The sequence below is a fragment of the Photobacterium sp. CCB-ST2H9 genome (assembly GCF_023151555.2).
GTDB lineage: Bacteria > Pseudomonadota > Gammaproteobacteria > Enterobacterales > Vibrionaceae > Photobacterium.
Genome location: NZ_CP100426.1, coordinates 1,168,101 through 1,187,540, shown reverse-complemented (window position 1 = coordinate 1,187,540; position 19,440 = coordinate 1,168,101). Strand labels below are relative to the sequence as shown.

18 protein-coding genes are annotated in these 19,440 nt (G+C 52.6%); 13 read left to right on the top strand and 5 right to left on the bottom strand.

The window, feature by feature from the left end:
• From bcsB to lepB, 5 genes are all read left to right on the top strand, one after another.
• Positions 1–2,280, top strand: a complete 2,280-nt coding sequence (gene bcsB, locus L4174_RS22110) for a cellulose biosynthesis cyclic di-GMP-binding regulatory protein BcsB (RefSeq protein WP_248143142.1) — start codon at positions 1–3, stop codon at positions 2,278–2,280.
• Complete coding sequence (gene bcsZ / locus L4174_RS22105) at positions 2,277–3,386, top strand: cellulose synthase complex periplasmic endoglucanase BcsZ (protein WP_248143144.1); 1,110 nt, start codon at positions 2,277–2,279, stop codon at positions 3,384–3,386. Before bcsB ends, bcsZ begins: the two co-directional genes overlap by 4 nt.
• A complete protein-coding gene (locus tag L4174_RS22100) occupies positions 3,377–7,159 on the top strand; it encodes a cellulose synthase subunit BcsC-related outer membrane protein (RefSeq protein ID WP_248143145.1) in 3,783 nt (1,260 codons plus the stop codon). The genes bcsZ and L4174_RS22100 overlap by 10 nt, the downstream gene beginning before the upstream one ends.
• A gap of 222 nt (positions 7,160–7,381) precedes the next feature.
• The gene (locus L4174_RS22095) at positions 7,382–8,350 is read left to right on the top strand and encodes a polysaccharide deacetylase family protein (RefSeq protein ID WP_248143146.1); all 969 of its coding nucleotides are present in this window, start codon (positions 7,382–7,384) and stop codon (positions 8,348–8,350) included.
• Positions 8,351–8,445: 95 nt separating this feature from the next.
• A complete protein-coding gene (gene lepB, locus L4174_RS22090) occupies positions 8,446–9,273 on the top strand; it encodes a signal peptidase I (RefSeq protein ID WP_248143147.1) in 828 nt (275 codons plus the stop codon).
• 121 nt (positions 9,274–9,394) lie between these two features.
• On the opposite strand, the gene L4174_RS22085 is transcribed toward lepB, so the two are convergent.
• Positions 9,395–9,763, bottom strand: coding sequence for a VOC family protein (locus tag L4174_RS22085; RefSeq protein ID WP_248143148.1), 369 nt, complete (start codon positions 9,761–9,763; stop codon positions 9,395–9,397).
• Positions 9,764–9,908: 145 nt separating this feature from the next.
• Here L4174_RS22085 and L4174_RS22080 point away from each other — a divergent pair, with 145 nt between their 5' ends.
• The 6 genes from L4174_RS22080 to L4174_RS22055 all read left to right on the top strand — a co-directional run bounded on the left by L4174_RS22080 (position 9,909) and on the right by L4174_RS22055 (position 13,424).
• The gene (locus L4174_RS22080) at positions 9,909–10,193 is read left to right on the top strand and encodes a MazG nucleotide pyrophosphohydrolase domain-containing protein (protein WP_248143149.1); all 285 of its coding nucleotides are present in this window, start codon (positions 9,909–9,911) and stop codon (positions 10,191–10,193) included.
• A 48-nt stretch (positions 10,194–10,241) separates the two neighbouring features.
• Positions 10,242–11,246 carry a S66 peptidase family protein gene (locus L4174_RS22075; protein ID WP_248143370.1) on the top strand — a complete coding sequence of 335 codons (1,005 nt, stop codon included), beginning with the start codon at positions 10,242–10,244 and terminating at the stop codon, positions 11,244–11,246.
• Positions 11,247–11,262: 16 nt separating this feature from the next.
• On the top strand, positions 11,263–11,739 hold the full coding sequence (locus L4174_RS22070; RefSeq protein ID WP_248143150.1) for a GNAT family N-acetyltransferase: 477 nt from the start codon (positions 11,263–11,265) through the stop codon (positions 11,737–11,739).
• A 73-nt stretch (positions 11,740–11,812) separates the two neighbouring features.
• Positions 11,813–12,325, top strand: coding sequence for a peptide deformylase (gene def, locus L4174_RS22065; protein ID WP_248143151.1), 513 nt, complete (start codon positions 11,813–11,815; stop codon positions 12,323–12,325).
• 57 nt (positions 12,326–12,382) lie between these two features.
• A complete protein-coding gene (locus tag L4174_RS22060; protein WP_248143152.1) occupies positions 12,383–12,796 on the top strand; it encodes a hypothetical protein in 414 nt (137 codons plus the stop codon).
• A gap of 127 nt (positions 12,797–12,923) precedes the next feature.
• Complete coding sequence (locus L4174_RS22055; RefSeq protein WP_248143153.1) at positions 12,924–13,424, top strand: GNAT family N-acetyltransferase; 501 nt, start codon at positions 12,924–12,926, stop codon at positions 13,422–13,424.
• Between the two features lie 89 nt (positions 13,425–13,513).
• Here the strand turns inward: L4174_RS22055 and L4174_RS22050 are convergent, their stop codons facing one another.
• Together L4174_RS22050 and L4174_RS22045 are read right to left on the bottom strand one after the other, a co-directional pair.
• Entirely contained in the window at positions 13,514–15,139 is a 1,626-nt protein-coding gene (locus L4174_RS22050; RefSeq protein ID WP_248143155.1) for an FAD-dependent oxidoreductase, read from the bottom strand.
• Between the two features lie 32 nt (positions 15,140–15,171).
• Positions 15,172–17,121, bottom strand: coding sequence for a thiamine pyrophosphate-binding protein (locus L4174_RS22045; protein WP_248143156.1), 1,950 nt, complete (start codon positions 17,119–17,121; stop codon positions 15,172–15,174).
• Positions 17,122–17,561: 440 nt separating this feature from the next.
• On the opposite strand from L4174_RS22045, the gene L4174_RS22040 reads away from it, so the two are divergent.
• Together L4174_RS22040 and L4174_RS22035 are read left to right on the top strand one after the other, a co-directional pair.
• Positions 17,562–18,131, top strand: coding sequence for an AAA family ATPase (locus tag L4174_RS22040; RefSeq protein ID WP_248143157.1), 570 nt, complete (start codon positions 17,562–17,564; stop codon positions 18,129–18,131).
• Between the two features lie 14 nt (positions 18,132–18,145).
• Complete coding sequence (locus L4174_RS22035; protein ID WP_248143158.1) at positions 18,146–18,574, top strand: N-acetyltransferase; 429 nt, start codon at positions 18,146–18,148, stop codon at positions 18,572–18,574.
• Positions 18,575–18,707: 133 nt separating this feature from the next.
• Here the strand turns inward: L4174_RS22035 and L4174_RS22030 are convergent, their stop codons facing one another.
• Both L4174_RS22030 and L4174_RS22025 read right to left on the bottom strand, forming a co-directional pair.
• Positions 18,708–19,031, bottom strand: a complete 324-nt coding sequence (locus L4174_RS22030; RefSeq protein WP_248143159.1) for a putative quinol monooxygenase — start codon at positions 19,029–19,031, stop codon at positions 18,708–18,710.
• Positions 19,032–19,077: 46 nt separating this feature from the next.
• Positions 19,078–19,440 (bottom strand): MerR family transcriptional regulator, encoded by a 363-nt coding sequence (locus tag L4174_RS22025; RefSeq protein WP_248143160.1) that lies wholly within the window; start codon positions 19,438–19,440, stop codon positions 19,078–19,080.

Sequence of the window (19,440 nt, the reverse complement as noted above, 5' to 3'; positions counted from 1 at the left end):
ATGAAACTGAATCAAACAATAAAAACACTTTCAGCCATCCTTATGGGAATGGGTGTGTCTGCAGTTGCCGGCGCACAGGAAACATTGGCGGGGACGGTTCCGTCTGTTGCCCCGCAGACTTTATCCGCTGTCAGCAAACGCGAGCTGCCGTTTTCACAGTTGGGTTTTCAAGGTTCTGTTGGCATTCAGGGCAGCGAAGCGAATGCCTACATTGGTTTCGGCTCCCGGCTGGATGAAGTGATTGCGCAGGGAAACCTGTATTTTGATGTGACGCCTTCCCCGGCGCTGCTGGCGCTCGTTTCTCACATCAAGGTGTATCTGAATGACGAACTGATGGGCGTGGTGCCGATTACGGATGGTCAGCAGGGCCGGAAGGTGTCGATTTTGATGCCGCTGGATGCCCGCTATTTCAGTAACTATAACCAGATTCGGTTTGAACTGATCGGCAATACCCACAAAACCTGTTCCAATCCGAATGATGCCAGTATCTGGGCGGAAATCAGCCAGAGCAGTCACGTTGAGCTGATGGTCCAGAAAACCCGGGTTCAGAGTGATTTGAGCCTGCTGCCGGCGCCGTTTTTTGACCCGCGAGATTTCACACGTCTGAACCTGCCCGTGGTGATGGGCGATCACTATGATCTGGCCCAAATCAAAGCGGCTGGTGTGCTGGCATCCCATTTTGGCGCTTTGTCCCAGTGGCGCGGTGCCCGGTTTCCGTTGTCTTTCGACGCTTTGCCCGGGCAGCATGCGGTGGTGTTTGTGACCAACGATAACAAGCCTGATTTTCTGCGTGATTTTCCCGACACCGACGGCCCGCGCCTGCAGATGATCACCCATCCCACCAATCCTTTTGCCAAGCTGCTGCTGGTGATTGGCCGGGACAGTGAGGATCTGAATACCGCCGTTCAGGGGCTGGCGTTGGGCACCCAACTGCTCACCGGTCCGATGGCGAAAATCAATGCAGTGAAGCAGGTCAGACCCAGAGTACCTTATGATGCGCCGAACTGGGTGGATACCTCGCGACCGGTTGCGTTTTCAGAACTGGTGGCACAGCGCAATCAGCTCCAGGTGGAAGGGCGTGCTCCCGCACCAATCAACCTGAATTTACAACTGGCCCCGGATCTGTTCACCTGGCAGAGCCGGGGAATTCCGATGGATCTCAGCTATCGGTATTCACCGCCGATGACGGATAACTCGGGGTCACGGCTCAGTCTCAAAATTAACGATGAGTTCGTCGAGGCGTTTAATCTGACAACTGAAGGGAAAGGGGGCGAATCCAAACGCATCCGGGTGCCCTTGCTGGACGATGGCATTCTGAGCGGCAGTAACCGGGTTCGTATTCCGGCGTTCAAGGTCGGCAGCAAGAATCATGTTGAGTTTGAATTTGGTTTCGCATCGGTGACTGAGGGGAACTGTCAGGTCACTCAGCCCAGCAAGCAATATGCTGTGATTGATGGCAGTTCAACCATTGATTTCAGTGGTTTTCCGCATTACATCGAAATGCCGAACATGCGTGCTTTTGCCACATCCGGTTTCCCGTTTACCCGAATGGCCGATCTGGCGGACACGGCTGTGGTGGTATCGGCATCGCCGACCCGGGAAGAGCTGCAGACTTTCCTGAATGTGATGGGACGTCTGGGGGCGGATGCCGGTTACCCGGGGATCAATGTCACCCTGACCAATCAGTGGGACAGCAAAACACTGAAAGACAAAGATATCCTGAGTCTCGGTGTTGTACCTGAACTGAGCAGTGCCGCGCTTGACCGCGATCAGGTCAATCTGGTGGTGAAAGCCGGAGAGCGTCAGATCCGCTTGCCGGGCAGAAATGAGAAATCCCTGGGCATGAACTGGCTGGCTTCGCCGACAGGCAATCAGGATGCCGCGGATATGGTGTCTGTGGAAGCCGGCGGTGCGTTTGCAGCGATGACGGGGATGGAATCGCCTTTTACCAAAAAACGCAGTCTGGTCACCGTGATGGCCGCCAGTCCTCAGGCATTGAAACTGGTCGATCAGGCACTGACTGATGCCGGAAAAGTTGAGTTCATGTCGGGTTCTGTCGTGATCCTGAGAAATCAGGAAGTCGCCAGCTACAATGTGGGACAGCGTTACTATGTCGGAAAGCTGCCGGTGTGGAAACTGGTCTGGTACCACTTCTCGAACCATCCGGTGTGGGTGGCCAGTCTGGCGGCTTTGCTGGTGGTGATTGTAACCGTCTTCCTGTGGCGGATCCTGCGTAAAATTGCGGCCAGACGTTTGGCAAAAGGAGAAGGAAACGAATGAAAAAGCTGATGATTCTCCTGTGCCTCTTGTTTCAGGGAACAAGCTGGGCCGCCACGTGCGACTGGCCGGAATGGCAGCAGTTTCAGTCGATTTACATTGTAAATGGCCGGGTGGTTGACGGCAGCGACGCGCGTCAGATCACCACATCTGAAGGTCAGTCGTACGGGCTGTTTTTTGCGCTGGTCGCCAACGATCAGCGCACGTTCGCCACTTTACTGAACTGGACGCAGAACCAGCTGGCTGAAGGCGATCTGACGGCCCGGTTGCCGTCATGGCTGTGGGGACGTCAGCCGTCGGGGCAGTTTGGTGTGCTGGACGCCAATCCGGCCTCTGACTCTGACCTTTGGATTGCCTACACCCTGGCCGAAGCCGGACGTCTGTGGGACAACTACTATTACAGTTCGCTGGCCTACCTGATGGCAAACCGGATCCTGCGGGAAGAGACCGTGAAGATTGAAGGGATGGGCACGGTGTTGCTGCCCGGCTCTGAAGGATTCGGGCTCGGCGATGGCCGATACCGGGTCAATCCGAGTTATGTTCCGCTTCAGTTGATCCAGCGCATGGGCGATCTTTATCCGCACCATGCTTGGCAGTCGGTGTATCAAACCAGTCTGGCGATGATTCTGAAGACCATGCCTGCCGGTTTCAGTCCGGACTGGGCGACGCTCAGTCAGAACCAATTTTCGGTCGACCAACAGACCGGGCCCACAGGCAGCTATAACGCCATCCGGACTTATCTTTGGGCGGGGATGCTGAATGACGACTCGAACGACAAGGCCAAATTAGTGAAAGCCATGCAGCCAATGGTGGCCGCGATCGCGAAACTGTCGGCGCCACCACGTGAAGTCAATACAGAGAACGGACGTGCTCAGTCCGCGGGCAGCGCTGGTTTTTCGGCAGCATTACTGCCGTTGCTGGCAGCCTCAAGTGAGCCGTCGTTGCTGGCCGCTCAGGCCAGGCGCGCATCTGAACTGTTGGTTCGTCAAGCGGATGATCACTATTACGACAATGTACTGGCGATGTTCGGGCTGGGCTGGCATCAGCAGCGTTACCGCTTTGGGGTGAACGGGGAACTGGAGCCTGCATGGACTCATCAATGTCAGTAATCCGATTTCCGGGTCAGCGCAGGCTGGCAGTACTCAGCGTCGGGTCGCTGTTTGTCAGCCAGATAGCGCTGGCGGGCATTGTGCCGGACACCCCGTTGACGCCAGCGCAACTGAAGCAGGTTTATCAGCCGGTCACACCCGTCCGGCTTTCCGCGTCGCTGGAAGGTGTGGATTCGGTAGCGTTTCTGGTGGAGCAGATTGCACTGGCAACCGCGCTGAACCGGGACGACATTGTGGCCAGTGCGCTGGAGCGTCTGTTTACGATCGACAGCCAGCAGCCAGACGGCTTGTATTTTCAGGCGAGGCTGTTTCTGAAGCAGCATCAGACGGAACAGGCGCAGGCCATTGCGAATCAGCTGAAAGCCGGTTCTCCGCAACGGGTGGCGCTGAATGATCTGATTGCGATTCAGGGCCCTCAGAAAGCGGCCTTGCAACAGGCGCGTCTGCTGGCTCATGCCGGACGCTATCCTGAAGCGCTGAAAGCCTATCGTCAGCTATTCCCCAACGGCATGCCTTCGGCGGAACTGCAGCTGGAATATCTTCAGGTTGAAGGCAACATCAGGGAGCGCTGGGACGCCGTGAAGCAGGGGCTGGAGCAGCTGAATGCGGCCTGTCCGGGCGTGCCTGGCTTTCAATTGGCACTGGCGAATCATATCCGGCGCCGTGACCCGGCCGATCCCTGGATTCTGGACACCTACCGCCAGCTGGCGCTGCGTTCGGATATGGGGCACGTTGCGGCAGAAGCCTGGTTGCGGGCGCTGGGGCAACTGCCGATTTCTCAGGCGGTGGCTGATCAGTATGCCATCGTCGCCAGCTATTATCCGTCGGATATGGCGATTCAGCGCGCCAGTCAGGATGCTCAGACACGCTGGCAAACCGAGCAGGAATTACGGAAAGACCCGACTTATCAGGCCAAACGCCGGGGCCTGGCATTGCTGGAGCAGGCATCACTGGAGAAAGAACAATACCAAGAGGCTGAGCGCCTGCTGACCGATGCGCTGTCTGCCCGGCCGAACGATCCGGAGATTCTGGGTGGCCTCGGTATGGTGTATCTGCGCCAGGGTCAGCAGAAGAAAGCATTGCGATACTTCAGGCAGGCACAGCAGCTGGATGCGGATCCGGACAATATCCGTAAGTGGCAGTCGCTGGTGGAAACCTCGTCATACTGGGCTTTTCTGGATGACGGTGATGCCTACCAAGAGCAGGATCAGATCGTTCAGGCGGAGCGGGCCTACCGGAAAGCCATCGCAGCAGATACTAGTGCGCCTTATGCCTATAACAAACTGGCTGCGTTATTGCTGGCGCAGAAAAAGTTTGAAGCGGCTGATCAGGCGTATCAGCAGGCGCTTCAGCGTGACGGCAACAATGAAACCGCACTGCGTGGCCGGGTGAATGTCCATGAGGCTCAGGGCGGGCTGCCGGAGGCAATTGCCTTTGTGGAGGGGTTGCCTCTGTTTCAGCAACGAGTGCTGGCAGAGCGGCTGTCAGACATGAAAACTCAGTCGGCTCAGCAAAGGCTCAATCAGGCTCTGGCAAATCAGGACTTACCGGCTGCAGAACGCGCTGCGAACGATTTTCTGGCCCTGAATCCGACCTCAGCCTGGCAGCGCCGTGACATTGCCGACGCACTGGTTCTGGCCGGAAAACGAGCGCAGGCCGATGTGCTGATGCGACACTGGTCGTCCGGGACGACAGATCCGGACATGTTATTCGCTTATGCGTTGTATTTAGCGCATGCGGATCGACTTTCGGAAGCGGTGACTGTGCTCTCCCGTGTGCCGGTTTCACAGCGGACAGACGCGATGCAGCGGAATCTGACCCGGTTACAGCTGAACCAGACGCTGGCTGATGTGACTGCACGCTATCAGACGCATCCGGACACCGTGCGTTCGCAGCTGAATGCGCTGGGCCAGCAATATGCAGATCAGCCCGAGGCACTGGCCCGTCTGGCTGTTGTCTGGGCAGATTTGGGTGAGCGGCAACGGGCCCAAGCCATTTATCGCGGCATGACGCCGGATGCGCAGTGGTCTGAATCGGCTGAACTCAGCTACGGCGTGCTGATGATTACGCTGGCGAAATTCAGCGAGTTTGATCAGTGGCTGGCTGGAAAAGGTCAGCAACAGCTGAATGGTGAACTGGATCAGTCTTTGGTCGCTGCACTGGATGCACTGCATTCCCGCAGGGTGCTGGCGGAAGCCGACCTCCGGCTGGCTCAGGGACAGCACGACACAGCATTGACCTTGTATCAGCAAATTCTGGTGAAACCGGAACCTGACCAGACGGAAGCTGAGGTGGGCGTTTTACAGGCCGCTGCGCTTTCCGGTGATTCGGAGGCTTATCAGCGGGCCTCTCAACGCTTGTTTGTCAAACGAGCGTCGTTGTCGGCCCGTCAGCTGATGGCTGTCGCTCCGGTGATGAATGCACAAGGTGAGACTGCCAAAGCGGATGCCCTGAATCTGGAACTTGATTTGCGCTCAGATGCCGATGCGATGGATTATCGCAATGCCATGGCAATTGCCATGGAGAACAAGCAGTGGGTGCTTGCAGAGCAGCGGGGCTATGAAGCGCTGAATGCTGACCGGATCGAAAAAAGCCCGGATGCTGAGCAGGCCCGCAAGGCATCCCCTGAATTGCGAACGCTGTATCAGGAAGCGGATGATGACTGGCTGACCCGGAATGTGAAGGCGGATATCGATCGTCTGCGTGATCGCAGCGATGGTCACGTGATCATCGGCTGGGATTACAGTGCCAGAGACGGTGAGAACCAATCCAGTCAGATCCCGGTTCAAGCGCGAATCCCGGTGGAAGACTGGGACGGACATTTGTTGCTGCGGGCGGATTATGTCCACGTTGATTCCGGTCATCTGGACTATTTTGAGAAGCCGGCGGGCCGCTCGGTTGATTCCGATACATTCCGCAGCCAGGCATCCGGCATGGCTTTGGGCGTGGGCTGGCAGGCCGAAAATTGGGCTGCGGATATCGGTACGACACCGCTGGGTTTTGATCACAGCACCTGGGTGGGTGGCGTCACCGTTGACAGCAAGCTGGGAGATTTTGGAGTCTCGGTCACGGCATCCCGGCGTCCCGAAACCAGCACTGTGTTGTCTTATGCCGGGATGCAGGTTCCGGACGGGGTCAGCGATCCGGCGGGAACGACATGGGGCGGAGTGGTCCGCACGGGGATCAAACTCAGTTCAAGCTGGGATATCGGCGAGCCATACGGTTTCTGGAACAGCCTGCAGTATCATCAGATGACAGGCAACCATGTTGCGGATAATACCCGGCTGGCGTTGCTGGGCGGGGCTTACTACAAGCTGATGGCGACGGATGATCAGCGCCTGAGTGTCGGCACCAACCTGCTGTATTTCCATTACGATAAAAATCTGGGGGAATATACGCTGGGCAGCGGCGGGTATTACAGTCCGCAGCGCTATGTCTCCTTGTCTCTGCCTGTCAATTATTACGGGCGCTACGGCAACCGTTTGTCTTATCGGGTCAGCGGTTCCGTCTCTCATTCCTGGTCGGAAGAAGATGCGCCGGATGCATCAGCCGGAGATGTCAGTACGGGCGGTGGATTTGGTTATGCACTGGAAGGTGCCATCGAGCAGCGGATCAGCGAGCGCTGGTATTTAGGGGCATCTTTGGATCTGCAACGTTCAGATTTTTACGAACCCAACCATTTCATGCTCTACATGAAATACACCTTCAGCGATCGATGGCAGCCGATTGAATACCCGCCTGCAGTGCCGCAGCTGTACAGTGATTTTGACTGAGATGAATTAAGGAATAAAAAGAGCACGAAAGTGCTCTTTTTCGTATATATCTTTCCCTAATTATCGCTATGAGGGATGTTCGTAACATGCTGATAAGAAACCGCTTGTTCATCAAGAAATAGTCATGGTATATGCCTCTGGATTCATTTATTGGGTTGAATCGTACTTTGCTGCTTTATCAGTGCAGCCTGAGTACTGTGTTCGCTTGAAAAGGAAGTGTGCATGAAACTGAAAAAAACGGGTCTGGCCGTCGCGGTGATTGCTGTGGCAGGGATGCTGACCGGATGCGCCAGGGAAAGTCAGATGACCCGGTGTCTGGGATATCAGCCGGATGATGTGGTCTTTGTCATCAATGCCGATGATGTCGGGATGCATCCGGACATGGACAGAGCTGTGGTGGATTTATATGAACAAGGTGTGATTCAGACTTTTTCACTGATGGTGCCTGCACCAAATTTTGCTTTTTCTGCAAATTACGCCCGGCAACGGAATCTGCCGGTCGGCCTGCATCTGACGCTGACCAATGAATGGCAGGAAGCCAATGGCTGGGGGCCGGTGCTGAGCCGGAAAGAGGTGCCGTCTTTGTATAACGAAGCCGGATATATGTGGCCGGACGGCCCGACTCTGGCCGAACACGCCGATATCCGGGATGTCGTCAGGGAACTGGAAGCCCAGATTACCCGCGCACTGGCGATGGGTCTGAATGTCACCCATCTTGATTTTCATATGCTCTATTGGGACGCAAGGGATGATTTTCTGACGGAAACCCTGAACCTTGCCGATAAATACCAGCTGCCGGTGATTACCCAGCTGTTCTGGAAGAGCCAGACGGAACAAATGGAGGCTACAGCCAGCCTTCGCGAAGATAAGCTGTATGGGCCGGATGTCTTCTGGATGTATTACAACCCGGAACCGCGGGAAAAAGATCCATCGCTTAGTCAGGTTTTGTATCGCGATATGTTTGATCAGGCAAAACCGGCATTACATCACGTCGCGATTCATCCGGCTTATCTGACGGACAGCGCTGAAAAGAAAATGCTCGATGCCCGTTTCCGGGCGGATGAAATGCAGGTCTGGCACACCGGAAAACTGCAGACTGCGATTGCAAGAAATCAGATTCAGTTCACCAACTATCAAAAGCTGAGAGATATACTGTCCGGCAAAGAAAAGTGTGTTGTATCTGAAGGTTAATCACTGATGCCCAAGGGCTGATTGAAAGCGTGGCGATGATGCATGGGAGAGGAATCACATGTCATTCAGTCGCCGCATCACAAAGGAATGATCAAATGGAACGTAAGCCTCAATACTGGGTGGCAATTTTACTGGGACTGTTCACCGGCCCGCTGGGTTATCTCTATGTCAGGCGATGGAAATATGCAGCTGTATTTTTCTCGGCGGTCGTTGTCGCCGCTTTGTTTCTCTTTTACTTCAATATAAAAACGGATTATCTGGCCTTCATCAATGTTCTTTTTGCTGCCCATCTTTGTTGGCTTATCAGACAGGGCAAGACGGGCCCGGATGTCTGGTATGCCCGCTGGTGGGGGATATCCGGTATTTTTGCTGCTGCATTCGGGAGTATTTTTCTCCTGCGGACATTTGTACTCGAACCGTTCGAGATTCCGGGGCAGTCGATGTCACCGATGCTGAACCCGGGTGAAAAAATTCTGGTCAGTAAAATGGGCTACCGTGCCAAATGGTCTTATGGTCGTTTGTTGTTTACAGAAGGAGCTTCGGAACGAACACTGGTGCCCGGAGACATGTATGTTTTTGTCGTTCCTGATACGGATGTGCTTTATATCAAGCGGCTGATCGGGATACCGGGTGACAAGATTGTGATTTCAGATGGTGAAGTGCTGAGAAATGGTGAACCTTTAGCAACTCACCGGCAGCCGGTTCAGGCTGATCAAGTGCTGGTGACGGAATCGCTGGGCGAGCAGGAATATCAGATCTTGCGCAATTTTCAGCGCGCCCGCCCGAATGAGCTGACGATTCAGGTTCCGGAAGACCATTATTTTTTCCTGGGAGATAACCGGGATAACTCATACGACAGTCGCAATTTCGGGGTGATCCCGTCTGAACGCATTGTCGGAAAAGTGGTATATCACTTCGAGTGATTTCAATTCCGTCTGAAGGCGCCAAGCCGAAAAACATTGCGCCGAAAAACATTACGTTGAAAAAGATCACATTCAAAAGTATGGCCGCGGTTGCGGCCATTTTTGTATCCGGATACTGGATTTAATCATCCGGCGTACAGACCCGGATCCGGTGGCCGTCCGGGTCCAGAGCGACAAAGGTCAGACCGAAAACCGCTTCATGCAGAGGCTGTTCAATGGTCACGGATGGCTGCCATTGGTCGTAAAGCGATTTTACGGTTTCGTCATCCGGCACCATAAACGACAGTTCGCAACGATGGCCGCTTCCGCCGGAGACAAAGTTTTTCGCCTCTTCCGACCAGAGCCCCAGACTCAGGCCATTTTCAAAATCGAACGCCGCATAGGTGGGAAGGACGGCAACCGGGTCGCAGTTGAACAGTTTTTGGTAGAAAACAGCACTGGTTTCAGGGCTTTTCACATAAAGTAACAGCAGATTGGGTGTCAGCATCATTGACCTCTTTTCGGTGTTGGCTAGGAATGACCTGAGTTTAAACCGGCGGACTGTCAGAAACTGTCAGTATCCTATTGCATATCTTTTGAGTGATGTTTACAGTCACAAATTGCCAGGTCAGGTATACAATAATGAAAAGGAAGTGATGAAAATCAGTGAATTACAGGCACATATTCGGGCCGTCGATCATCATCCGGAGAACACTCCCGGGTATTTCCTCAAGCTGATCGAGGAGGTCGGGGAATTATCAGAAGCAATCCGGAAAGGGAAAGAGGGTCAGCCTGATCTTGACCATTTAAAAGGGACGATTGCCGAAGAATTGTATGATGTTCTTTATTATCTGTGTGCACTGGCCAATGTCCATGGGGTCGATTTAACGCAGACCCATCACCTGAAAGACCAGCTCAATCAGCAGAAATATCGCAGTTAGTTTGCGGCACCCATTCAACAGAGCAAGGATGTATTCGTTCTCATGAACATTATTTTACCGCCCGCCCTGAAGCTCGGGGATAAAATTGGATTTTTTTCGCCTTCTTCGCCCGCGACAGTCTTCGCGCCGAAGCGATTTGAGCGGGCGAAACACTTTCTAGAGAGCAAAGGATTTCAGCTTGTGGCAGGCAGCCTGACCGGAGGTTCCGACCATTATCGTTCCGGCTCGATTCAGGCCCGCGCGGCAGAACTGAATGCCCTAATCCGTGATCCGGAAGTACGCTGTGTGATATCGACGATTGGTGGCAATAACAGTAACGCGCTGTTGCCTTATCTCGACTTTGATGCCCTGAAACGTGACCCTAAAATTATCATCGGCTATTCCGATGTCACCGCGCTGTTGATGGGAATATACGCCCAAACCGGGCTGATTACTTTTTATGGTCCTGCGCTGGTGGCTTCTTTTGGCGAGTTGCCGCCACTGGTTGAGCAAACCTATGACTCATTTTTTGAGCTGCTCTGCCGCCCGGGAAAATCCTCGTACCAGTATCAGATGCCGCCAGCCTGGACGGATGAAATGATTGACTGGGAAACGCAGTCTGAAGCCAAACGTTTATCCCCCAACCACTGGCAGTTTATGGGTGAAGGCGTGATAAAAGGCCGGGTGATTGGCGGTAACCTGAATACCATGACCGGAATCTGGGGCAGTCCGTACATGCCAGCGATTCAGTCCGGCGATATTTTGTTGATTGAAGATTCCCTCAAAGGGATCGAAACCGTTGAGCGTTCATTGGCTCACCTGAAACTTTGTGGCGTGTTTGAGACGGTGTCTGCCGTGATTTTAGGAAAACACGAGCTGTTTAATGACAGAGGTACAGGCAGAACGCCGCTGGATGTTTTACTGGAAGTGCTGAACGGCCAGTCATTACCGATTCTGGCTGGTTTCGATAGCTGCCATACCCACCCGATGCTGGTCACACCGTTGGGAGCGACGGCAGAGATCGATTTTGATCGTGAAAGCATTCGTCTGGCAGACCCATGGCTGGCAAAGTGATTCCAAGGAGAGAAAGATGACATTTGTGATTCGAAAAGCAGTCAAAGCGGATGCAAAGGCTGCACACGAGATTCGTCAGCGGGCGATTTGGGCGAAGTGTGTTGCGGATTATCCGGAAGCGCAGTTAAAACTCTGGACGGAAGGCGGGATGTCAGAACGCTTTATCGCTGATATCGAACGGGCTTTTTACGTGGCCGAGTCTGAACAGGGGGTGATCGGGACGGCCATGCTCAACACTGAACATGGGATCGGGAAGGTGGATGCCATTTTTGTTGCGCCGGATTATATGGGCAAGGGCGTTGCCAGGGCCCTGATGGCGCATATTGAAACACTCGCCAGAGAATCGGGCGTGACCGCACTGAAACTGGACGCGACGCTGAATGCGGCCGACTTTTACCGTGCCAGGGGCTTTACGGGCGATGAGATTGCAGTCTATCGTTCGCCAAAAGGACTGGAATTGGCTTGTGTGCCCATGGTGAAAAGTTTGGACTGAAGAAGATGGACTTTGATGAAGTATCTGTGCTGTACTTCATCTTTTCCGCAACTCAGAGAAAAGTAATTTCGTTATGGCGATTTTAGACATACTGACAGCACCGGATCCGCGCTTAAAAGAGAAAGCCGTTCCGGTCACCGACATAGATTCAGTGCAAACCCTGATTGATGACCTGCTCGAAACCCTGTATGCCACCAGCAACGGCGTTGGTCTGGCGGCTACGCAAGTGGGTCGTTCTGAAGCCCTGGTGGTGATTGATATTTCAGAAACACGGGACGAACCGCTGGTGCTGATTAACCCGGAAGTTGTCAGCGGCGAAGAAAAGGTCATGGGTCAGGAAGGGTGCCTGTCTGTGCCGGATTATTATGCCGATGTTGAGCGTTACAGCTCCGTTGTCGTGAAAGCACTGGATCGTCAGGGAAATCCGATCACTCTGGAACGGGATGATTTTCTGGCGGTCGTCATGCAGCATGAAATTGATCACCTGAGCGGGAATCTGTTCATCGATTATTTGTCACCGCTGAAACGACAAATGGCGATGAAAAAAGTGAAAAAAGCCGTGAAATCCATGGCAAAAACAGCCTGACCAGATTTCATCTGATGCGGCAGTGAGTGCCTGAAAAGAAATTACAATGGACTATCAATGAAAAAAGGAATGGTATTCATTGCCGCACTCTGGCTAGCCGGGTGCGCATCCCAAAAGCAACCACCGGCGGAGGAGAAAGTCCTGTATGATATTTTCTCTCAAAAACTCTTGAACAATGGCCCCAGGGTTATTTGTGATCAACCGGTCTATCTGAAATGTTTTCAGATTTCAGAAGCAAACTGTTTATCGGAATTGACGCCGGTTTCAAAGGAATGCGGCAATTACGCGGAAAAGAAATGGCCCATTCGATCGGAAGAAGATGTAGAAAAGCATGCCATGCATTATTTCAACTGCATGATCTACCAGCACTTTACCTTTCACCGAAAAGACTGGCATGAAGCCTTTGCCTGTCTTGAAAATAGTAAAGACAGTTTTGATCCTCATCGTTCCTTATCTGTATTTTTAGAGTAAGATTTTCGGGCTCGATCCAATTCAATTCGGGCTGTCAGTTTATCCCCCAATAAACGGATATCCTCAACCACATTTCGGTTGAATGAGCAGGACTGCTCAGACAAGGTCATGGAGACACGGAGGTCAAATGGCACTTGAATTTCATCCCATCAATGTTGATGCGCATTTTGCGTTTTGTATGGCTTTTCGGCGAGATGCTTATATCTGCACATTTCATGCGGATCATGGGTTTTCGGCGTTCATTGCCGGATATGAGGCGCGCATGCGTTCCCGGTTGGTTGATCCACGCTGGTATTACATCCACATCTGGGACGATCACCGTATTATCGGACAGCTTGAATTCAAAAGTTTTTCCGATGAACCGGCCACAGGATATGTCCATCTCATGTATATCATTCCGGATTACCGTGGTTCAGGGGTTGCCGATGCTGCCCAGCGTTATATTGAAACCCGGCTGCAGGCTGACGGATGTCAGGCGGCACTCCTCACTGTGGGGCGTAAAAATGAAAGGGCGCGGCGGCATTATCGCCGTTGGGGCTGGCAGCGTGTGGGCAGTGATCATACTTTACGCGGGACCGAGATTTTCAGGCGATTGCTGCCGGTGCTGAAGGAAAGCCATCCGGCATAGTCCGGCATCGTTCGGTATAGCCTTGTTTTGAAAGACAGGCCTTGCAGGTCACCGCAAGGCCTGTTCGCTAAGACGCTGTCCAAACCGGATTATGCCTTGAGCTGAGGCACCAGCTTCGCCAGCATCAGCTGGGCGGTCTGCAGGGCACCTTCAACCCATCCCTGACTGTGTGAGTAAGCTTCACCACAGATATAGAGATGCGTCTGCGGCAGAGGCTGAACAATCTGGTTGGCAACATCGTCGCTTTGTACACCGATATTCCAGCTGTTCCAGCCGCCGCCGTACGGGTCATCCCCCCAGTCACGGAACGCTGCCTGCAGAGGCTGCGTCTGAGCCGATTCCCCGACAGACACATTGTGGATCAGGTTAACCTGCCGCGTGACTTCCTTCACCATAGACTCAGGTGCCTGGTGTGCCAGCCATTGGGCATCGGCTCCCCGTTGCTGCTGTATCAGGCCGGTAAAGGCGCGGTATTCGGGTAAAGGTAAAACTTCCATCTGTTGTTTCCAGGCCAGTCCGCGTTTCTGGCGGTAACCGTCCCAGAAGCCCACGTTGACTCCGTCGTCATAACTGGCCATCAGAATCGCAGGACCTGACAGCGCGGGCTGACCCTCATCGGTCGGCCAGTAGTAGGTCTGACGGACGGGCATGTTGGTTACACTGCGGCCAGATTCAATGCCGGATTGTTCGACCCACCAGGGAGAAGCGTAAGTGGTAAACAGCTTGAACAGGGGTCTGGGGGTGACGCTGCCGGTCAGGGATTTGACGACCGGTTGTTGCAGCAGCGGACAATTGGGCTCCAGCAAATCAATGGCGCGTCTTGGCATCGCCAGCACCACGTGCGTCGCTGTACACTGCAGCGCATCATGGGGCGTGATTTCCAGTTCTGTATTGAAATGCAGCTCAAAAGCACCATTGACCTGCGTGAACGTGGTCAGCTTATGACCCATCATCAGTTCGCCGCCGATAGCCTGAAACTCTTCTGCCAGTGCGACAGGTACTTGCTGGAATCCCTGTTTGAAGCCGAAGTATTTCACATCATCCCCGAAATCTGTCAGGAACCAGGGAATCGCATCCGCGGCATTCCAGTTGGACATGGTGGAGTTGTAACCCCCTGCGTCCTGGCAGTACAGGTAATCTTCGCTGCTCATCACCTGTTGCAGCACATTCCAGAATCCCTGTTCATACAGCATTTTGCCCTGAAACTCGGCCTTCATCGCCATTTCCCGGCGTTGTCTTTCCGTGAGATCCGGATCGGTGATACCGGGAACGATTTTATCCAGCGCCGCGATCATGACACTGCCGGGCGTTTGTGCGTAAGCATCTGTGCTGTAGTTATACGGCAAGGCGTGCGGGTTATCCTGATAGTCTTTCAGACGCAGCCTGACTTCCCGCAGGTAGGCAAAGTTGACCGGGGTATCTACCGGAAACGGATAATACTCAATCAGATTCGGCAGGGAACTGAACTGATTGATTTGATCTAGTAATGCGTGGATCAGGGGCTGCCGTGCAGCATCCAGAATGCGCATCCCCCCGAGTTCTGCGACCATATTGTCCACGCCCGGTGCCTTCACGGATAACAGGCGTCCACCAATCCGGTCGCTACCTTCAAAGACGGCAATGCTTTTTCCGGGAAAGTTCTTTTTCAATTGCCAGGCGCTGTAAACACCGGATACCCCGGCGCCGATAATCGCAACATCATAATGTTGACTCATAGGACCCTTCCTTGCAGTTTGATGAAAATGGTTTATGCCAGTGTGCTGAAATGATTGGGATTGATTTCATCCAACACGTCCTTGTGGAAATAATTTAACGACGGGCGGCGTAATCGTTTTGCCGAGGATTTCAGGTGAGTACTTTGCTGTACGGCCGCCGGATCCCGCTCCGTCCGGATATCCAGCACATAAGGTTTGTTTTCATTCAGAACAAAGTGAATGGCTTCTCTCAGCGCGGTGTTCAGGTCGCTGGTTTGTTCAACAATCTTCCCTTGGACGCCAGCGCCCATCGCATCGGCAATCTGCTGAAAATTCAGCTGCGGATGTTGCAGCGACAGATAATCCACCTCGTAATTGTGATAGCTGGCCGGATCCGCCGGGTCTGGTTCAACCGGTTTTTTCTTCGGTTCCCAGTCGTAGGAATCGATCACTTCTTCCAGTCCGTTTTGCAGCGTGTGGTATTCCCGGTTGTTGGTGATGATGTAAAGCACCGCCAGATCATATTTGGCAGCACTCCACCAGACCTGCGGGTAAAACAGCGACGACCCGTCACCGACGGCATTGATCACCAGTTTTGGCGTCACACCCTGAATCGCTGTGGGCTGAATCTTGATGCCGAGTGAGGCTGGCATCGACCAACCCAGCGAGCCGCCGGAGACGCAGTAATAACTGATTGGCCGGCTCATCTCTTTGTTCAGCGGCATCAAATACTGAAAACTGGGGCTGTCGGAAACGGCTTCATGAACATAGACAAACTGGTTGGCGAGCCCTTGCTCAGTGATGGCCTGAGATAAATAGTGCGGGATCAGCGCGGGATTAATACACGCGGCCGGGGTCTCTTCCGCCTGTTTCAAATAGGCATTCCAGTCCTGACGGCGTTGCTGACTGAGCTGCTGTAAATGCTGGTTGCGCGCATCTCTGGCCTGTTGCTGCTCCGGCGTCACCGGGAGCCCAGCCATGACGTCATTGAGTTTTTCCAGGCTGGCCCGGATGCCGCCCAGAACGGCGTGGCTGCCGTAATAGTTTTTCCCGATATCCCAGGTGTTATTCGACAGATAGAGAATATCCACTGAGGGCGGAATCAGCGGCCCATCGGCATAGTTGAAGACTGTGACCTGAGCCTGATTGCTCCAGCCGACCAGAAACGCAACATCATGCTGCTGAAACACGGCCTGCAGCATCGCCTGGTTTCCCGGTAACTCGCCTTGCCAGTGGATATCATCGTTCGGAAAGTTGGCAAGGCTGCTGAAAGTTTGCAGGGCGACGGGCGCCCCGACCGTTTGCGCCAGAATACCCAGCTGTTGTGCGGCATCATCATAACCCACGCCATCACCTGCGATGATGATGGGATTTTTGGCTTCAGAAAAACGCTGTGCCAAACGCTGAATTTCGTCTGTATCGCCCGTGAAATTGGTGGGAATACGGGTGATACCCGGCAGCTTTTGTGGCTGGTTGGGCAAGGGGCTGACCATCATGAATTCCCAGGGGATGGAAATAAAGACCGGGCCGCAAGCCGGTGCTTTGGCTTCCTTGAAGGCCCGTTGTAACACCATGGGGAATTCATAGGGTGTACGCAGTTCATGCGACCATTTGCAGTACTGTTTCGCGAGTTCAGCAATGTTGGATGACAGTAAGGGTTCTTGCGTGACCAGTTCATTTTGCTGCTGACAGCAGAGAATGACCAAAGGAGTATGAGAACGGTAGGCATTGAATAAGTTGCCGATCCCGTGGGCAATTCCGGGGGTAATGTGAACCACCAGCACACCGGGTTCTCCGGTCATGCGGGCCGCGCCCATGGCTGCCCCCATCGCAATGTTCTCATGCAAACATTCGACATATTCCACGTTGTTTTCCGGGTAGGACGTGCCATCGATAATCGGAATTTCATTGGTGCCGGGGACACCGAATATTTGACGGATACCGAGCTGGTTTAATGCATCGTATAAATAATCACGCATGATGCGTGGCGGTAGGTCAGACATGATTTTTCCTTATTGAAATCGGGGACAGCGACCTCCCAATTGGTAAATAAAATGTTAAATTTCGTTCCGGCTTATCGAACTTAGGTCAGAGGAATAGTGCATACAAATTTCATTCAGGCTGGGTACAAGTTGAAATAATGCATCTTTGATTGGTGCATTTGAGTCAGACATTTTGGGAATTGATATCAGAGAACAAGGTCACATTTTTTGTAACTGTCTGTTTTACTGATAAATGTCAGGGGGAAATGAATTGTATTGAAAAGATATCTTTTTATAATCGTCGGATTTTTAAATACTTTTTATCGGCAGCTGATCAATCAACTTTTAATTCCCTGAAGTCAGCGAATTCAGAACAAAGAATTTTTCAGATTAGAAAAAATACCGGAATTCAGAAAATGAACTGAAAATAAAATGAATGATTTCAAGTGAGGGGGAGGGAAATGCAGCGAATCAATGTCATCGGCACCAGTGGCAGCGGGAAATCGACTTTTTGCCGGAAACTGGCACATGTTCTGGGGTATCCGCATATTGAAATGGATGCTTTGTTCTGGAAACCCAACTGGGCAGAATCGACGGACGAAGCATTTTTGTTGGCCATTGAACAGGCGCTCGACCAGACGCAATGGATTCTGGACGGGAATTATCACCGAACGGCAGCCCTCAAATGGCGTCATGCGGATACTGTCATCTGGGTAGATTATTCGTTTACCCGCACGCTATTTCAGGCGGTTCAACGCGCGGTGATCCGCTGCCTGAGCAAACAGGAACTTTGGCCGGGAACGGGCAATCGGGAATCATTCCGGAAAACCTTTCTGAGCCGGGATTCCATTGTCTGGTGGACAATAAAAACCTACAGCAAAAACCGTGCGCGCTATCTGAGCATGATGTCGGATCCCAATTTTGCACATATTCAATTTGTTCAGCTACGCAGTCCGGCACAGGCAAATCAGCTGATCCAACAGCAAAAGCACATGAAAACATTGGGCACTGAACCGACATCGAATGAATGAGGAAAATCAACACCATGATCCGAACGTTTACAGCAGCAGATATGGACACTGTTTTGTCAATCTGGCTGACAGCATCACTCAAAGCACACGATTTTATTGCGTCCGATTTCTGGCAGTCTCAGGTTGAGAATATGCGCAGCCTGTATTTACCGGTTTCAGACGTTCATGTGTATGAAGACCATGGCGCAGTGAAAGGTTTTTATGCTTTGTATGAGAACCAGCTTGCCGCGATCTTTGTCACGCCGGAGGCACAGGGGCAGGGCATCGGGAAGGCTTTGCTGAACCACGCTAAAATGCAGCGCAAAATGTTGTCGCTGAATGTTTATCAACGCAACCAGGCCAGCTATCAGTTCTATTTATCTCAGGGGTTTCAGGTGACTGCAGAAAGCACCGATGAGCATACCGGTGAAGCTGAGTGGCAGATGGCGTTTTGTGCATCATAAAGTGCGACGGCAAGGATTCGATACGCAGCAACCCAGGTTGCGGTGAACTGCTGCGATCGAACCGCTTCTGCGAAATCCCTATTCTCTATTCCCTAGATCTAGCGAGATCCAGAGAGACTGTATCCGAATTGCGTTACTGGGGTGCTCCGCAGGTCGTCTTGACATTCGGGACGTTGCTGGCGAAATACTGAACAACTTCGGTCAGATCCAGCTTCAGGTACGCCAGAGTATGGGGTTGCTGAAAATGAGCATGGTAATCCGCCTCGCTGTCAAAGCGTTCCCAGAGCAGAAAACGTGAGTCATCCTGCAAGCAACGATGCACCTGAAAAATGGAGCATCCCGGTTCTTGGAGCGTTTGTGCGCATAAGCGTTGCAGTGATTCAAAAGCAGTCTGAATATTGGCTCGATCTTTCACTTTCAACTCTGCGGTAATGTAATAACCTTGACTGAACACCATAAAAACTCCTGATTGTGAATGGCGAAACAAGGCTAACTGCTAGAGTTCACTCTAGGGCAAGCAGTTTTTCCTCATAAGCGTCAACTTTATATTCGACAATGGCCAATTCCTGATTCAGTCGTTCAATTTCCCGCTTGAGTGAGACCGCGTGTTTTGCCAGTAAATCTTGTCGATCTTTCAAAGAGCAATTCCCTTGCTGGCGAAGTGCTGCAAAGACTTTAATTTCAGCAAGCGGCATACCGGTTGATTTTAATCGCTGAATCCAGGCCAGCCATTCAAGATCTGAGGCGTGATAGATTCGTTGTCCGGCAGGATTGCGGTGAATACTTCTGAGCAGTCCTTCTTTCTCGTAATATCTCAGGGTGTGAATTGAAAGATTGGTTTTCTGTGCAACTTCTGAAATGAACAC

Bases quoted from the DNA above. Each gene is read 5' to 3' on its own strand.
- L4174_RS22055 (WP_248143153.1), top strand. From the start codon at position 12,924: ATGGCACTTGAATTTCATCCCATCAATGTTGATGCGCATTTTGCGTTT.
- bcsB (WP_248143142.1), top strand. From the start codon at position 1: ATGAAACTGAATCAAACAATAAAAACACTTTCAGCCATCCTTATGGGA.
- L4174_RS22085 (WP_248143148.1), bottom strand. From the start codon at position 9,763: ATGATGCTGACACCCAATCTGCTGTTACTTTATGTGAAAAGCCCTGAA.
- lepB (WP_248143147.1), top strand. From the start codon at position 8,446: ATGGAACGTAAGCCTCAATACTGGGTGGCAATTTTACTGGGACTGTTC.
- bcsZ (WP_248143144.1), top strand. From the start codon at position 2,277: ATGAAAAAGCTGATGATTCTCCTGTGCCTCTTGTTTCAGGGAACAAGC.
- L4174_RS22080 (WP_248143149.1), top strand. From the start codon at position 9,909: ATGAAAATCAGTGAATTACAGGCACATATTCGGGCCGTCGATCATCAT.
- def (WP_248143151.1), top strand. From the start codon at position 11,813: ATGGCGATTTTAGACATACTGACAGCACCGGATCCGCGCTTAAAAGAG.
- L4174_RS22100 (WP_248143145.1), top strand. From the start codon at position 3,377: ATGTCAGTAATCCGATTTCCGGGTCAGCGCAGGCTGGCAGTACTCAGC.
- L4174_RS22040 (WP_248143157.1), top strand. From the start codon at position 17,562: ATGCAGCGAATCAATGTCATCGGCACCAGTGGCAGCGGGAAATCGACT.
- L4174_RS22045 (WP_248143156.1), bottom strand. From the start codon at position 17,121: ATGTCTGACCTACCGCCACGCATCATGCGTGATTATTTATACGATGCA.
- L4174_RS22070 (WP_248143150.1), top strand. From the start codon at position 11,263: ATGACATTTGTGATTCGAAAAGCAGTCAAAGCGGATGCAAAGGCTGCA.
- L4174_RS22050 (WP_248143155.1), bottom strand. From the start codon at position 15,139: ATGAGTCAACATTATGATGTTGCGATTATCGGCGCCGGGGTATCCGGT.
- L4174_RS22030 (WP_248143159.1), bottom strand. From the start codon at position 19,031: ATGGTGTTCAGTCAAGGTTATTACATTACCGCAGAGTTGAAAGTGAAA.
- L4174_RS22095 (WP_248143146.1), top strand. From the start codon at position 7,382: ATGAAACTGAAAAAAACGGGTCTGGCCGTCGCGGTGATTGCTGTGGCA.
- L4174_RS22035 (WP_248143158.1), top strand. From the start codon at position 18,146: ATGATCCGAACGTTTACAGCAGCAGATATGGACACTGTTTTGTCAATC.
- L4174_RS22060 (WP_248143152.1), top strand. From the start codon at position 12,383: ATGAAAAAAGGAATGGTATTCATTGCCGCACTCTGGCTAGCCGGGTGC.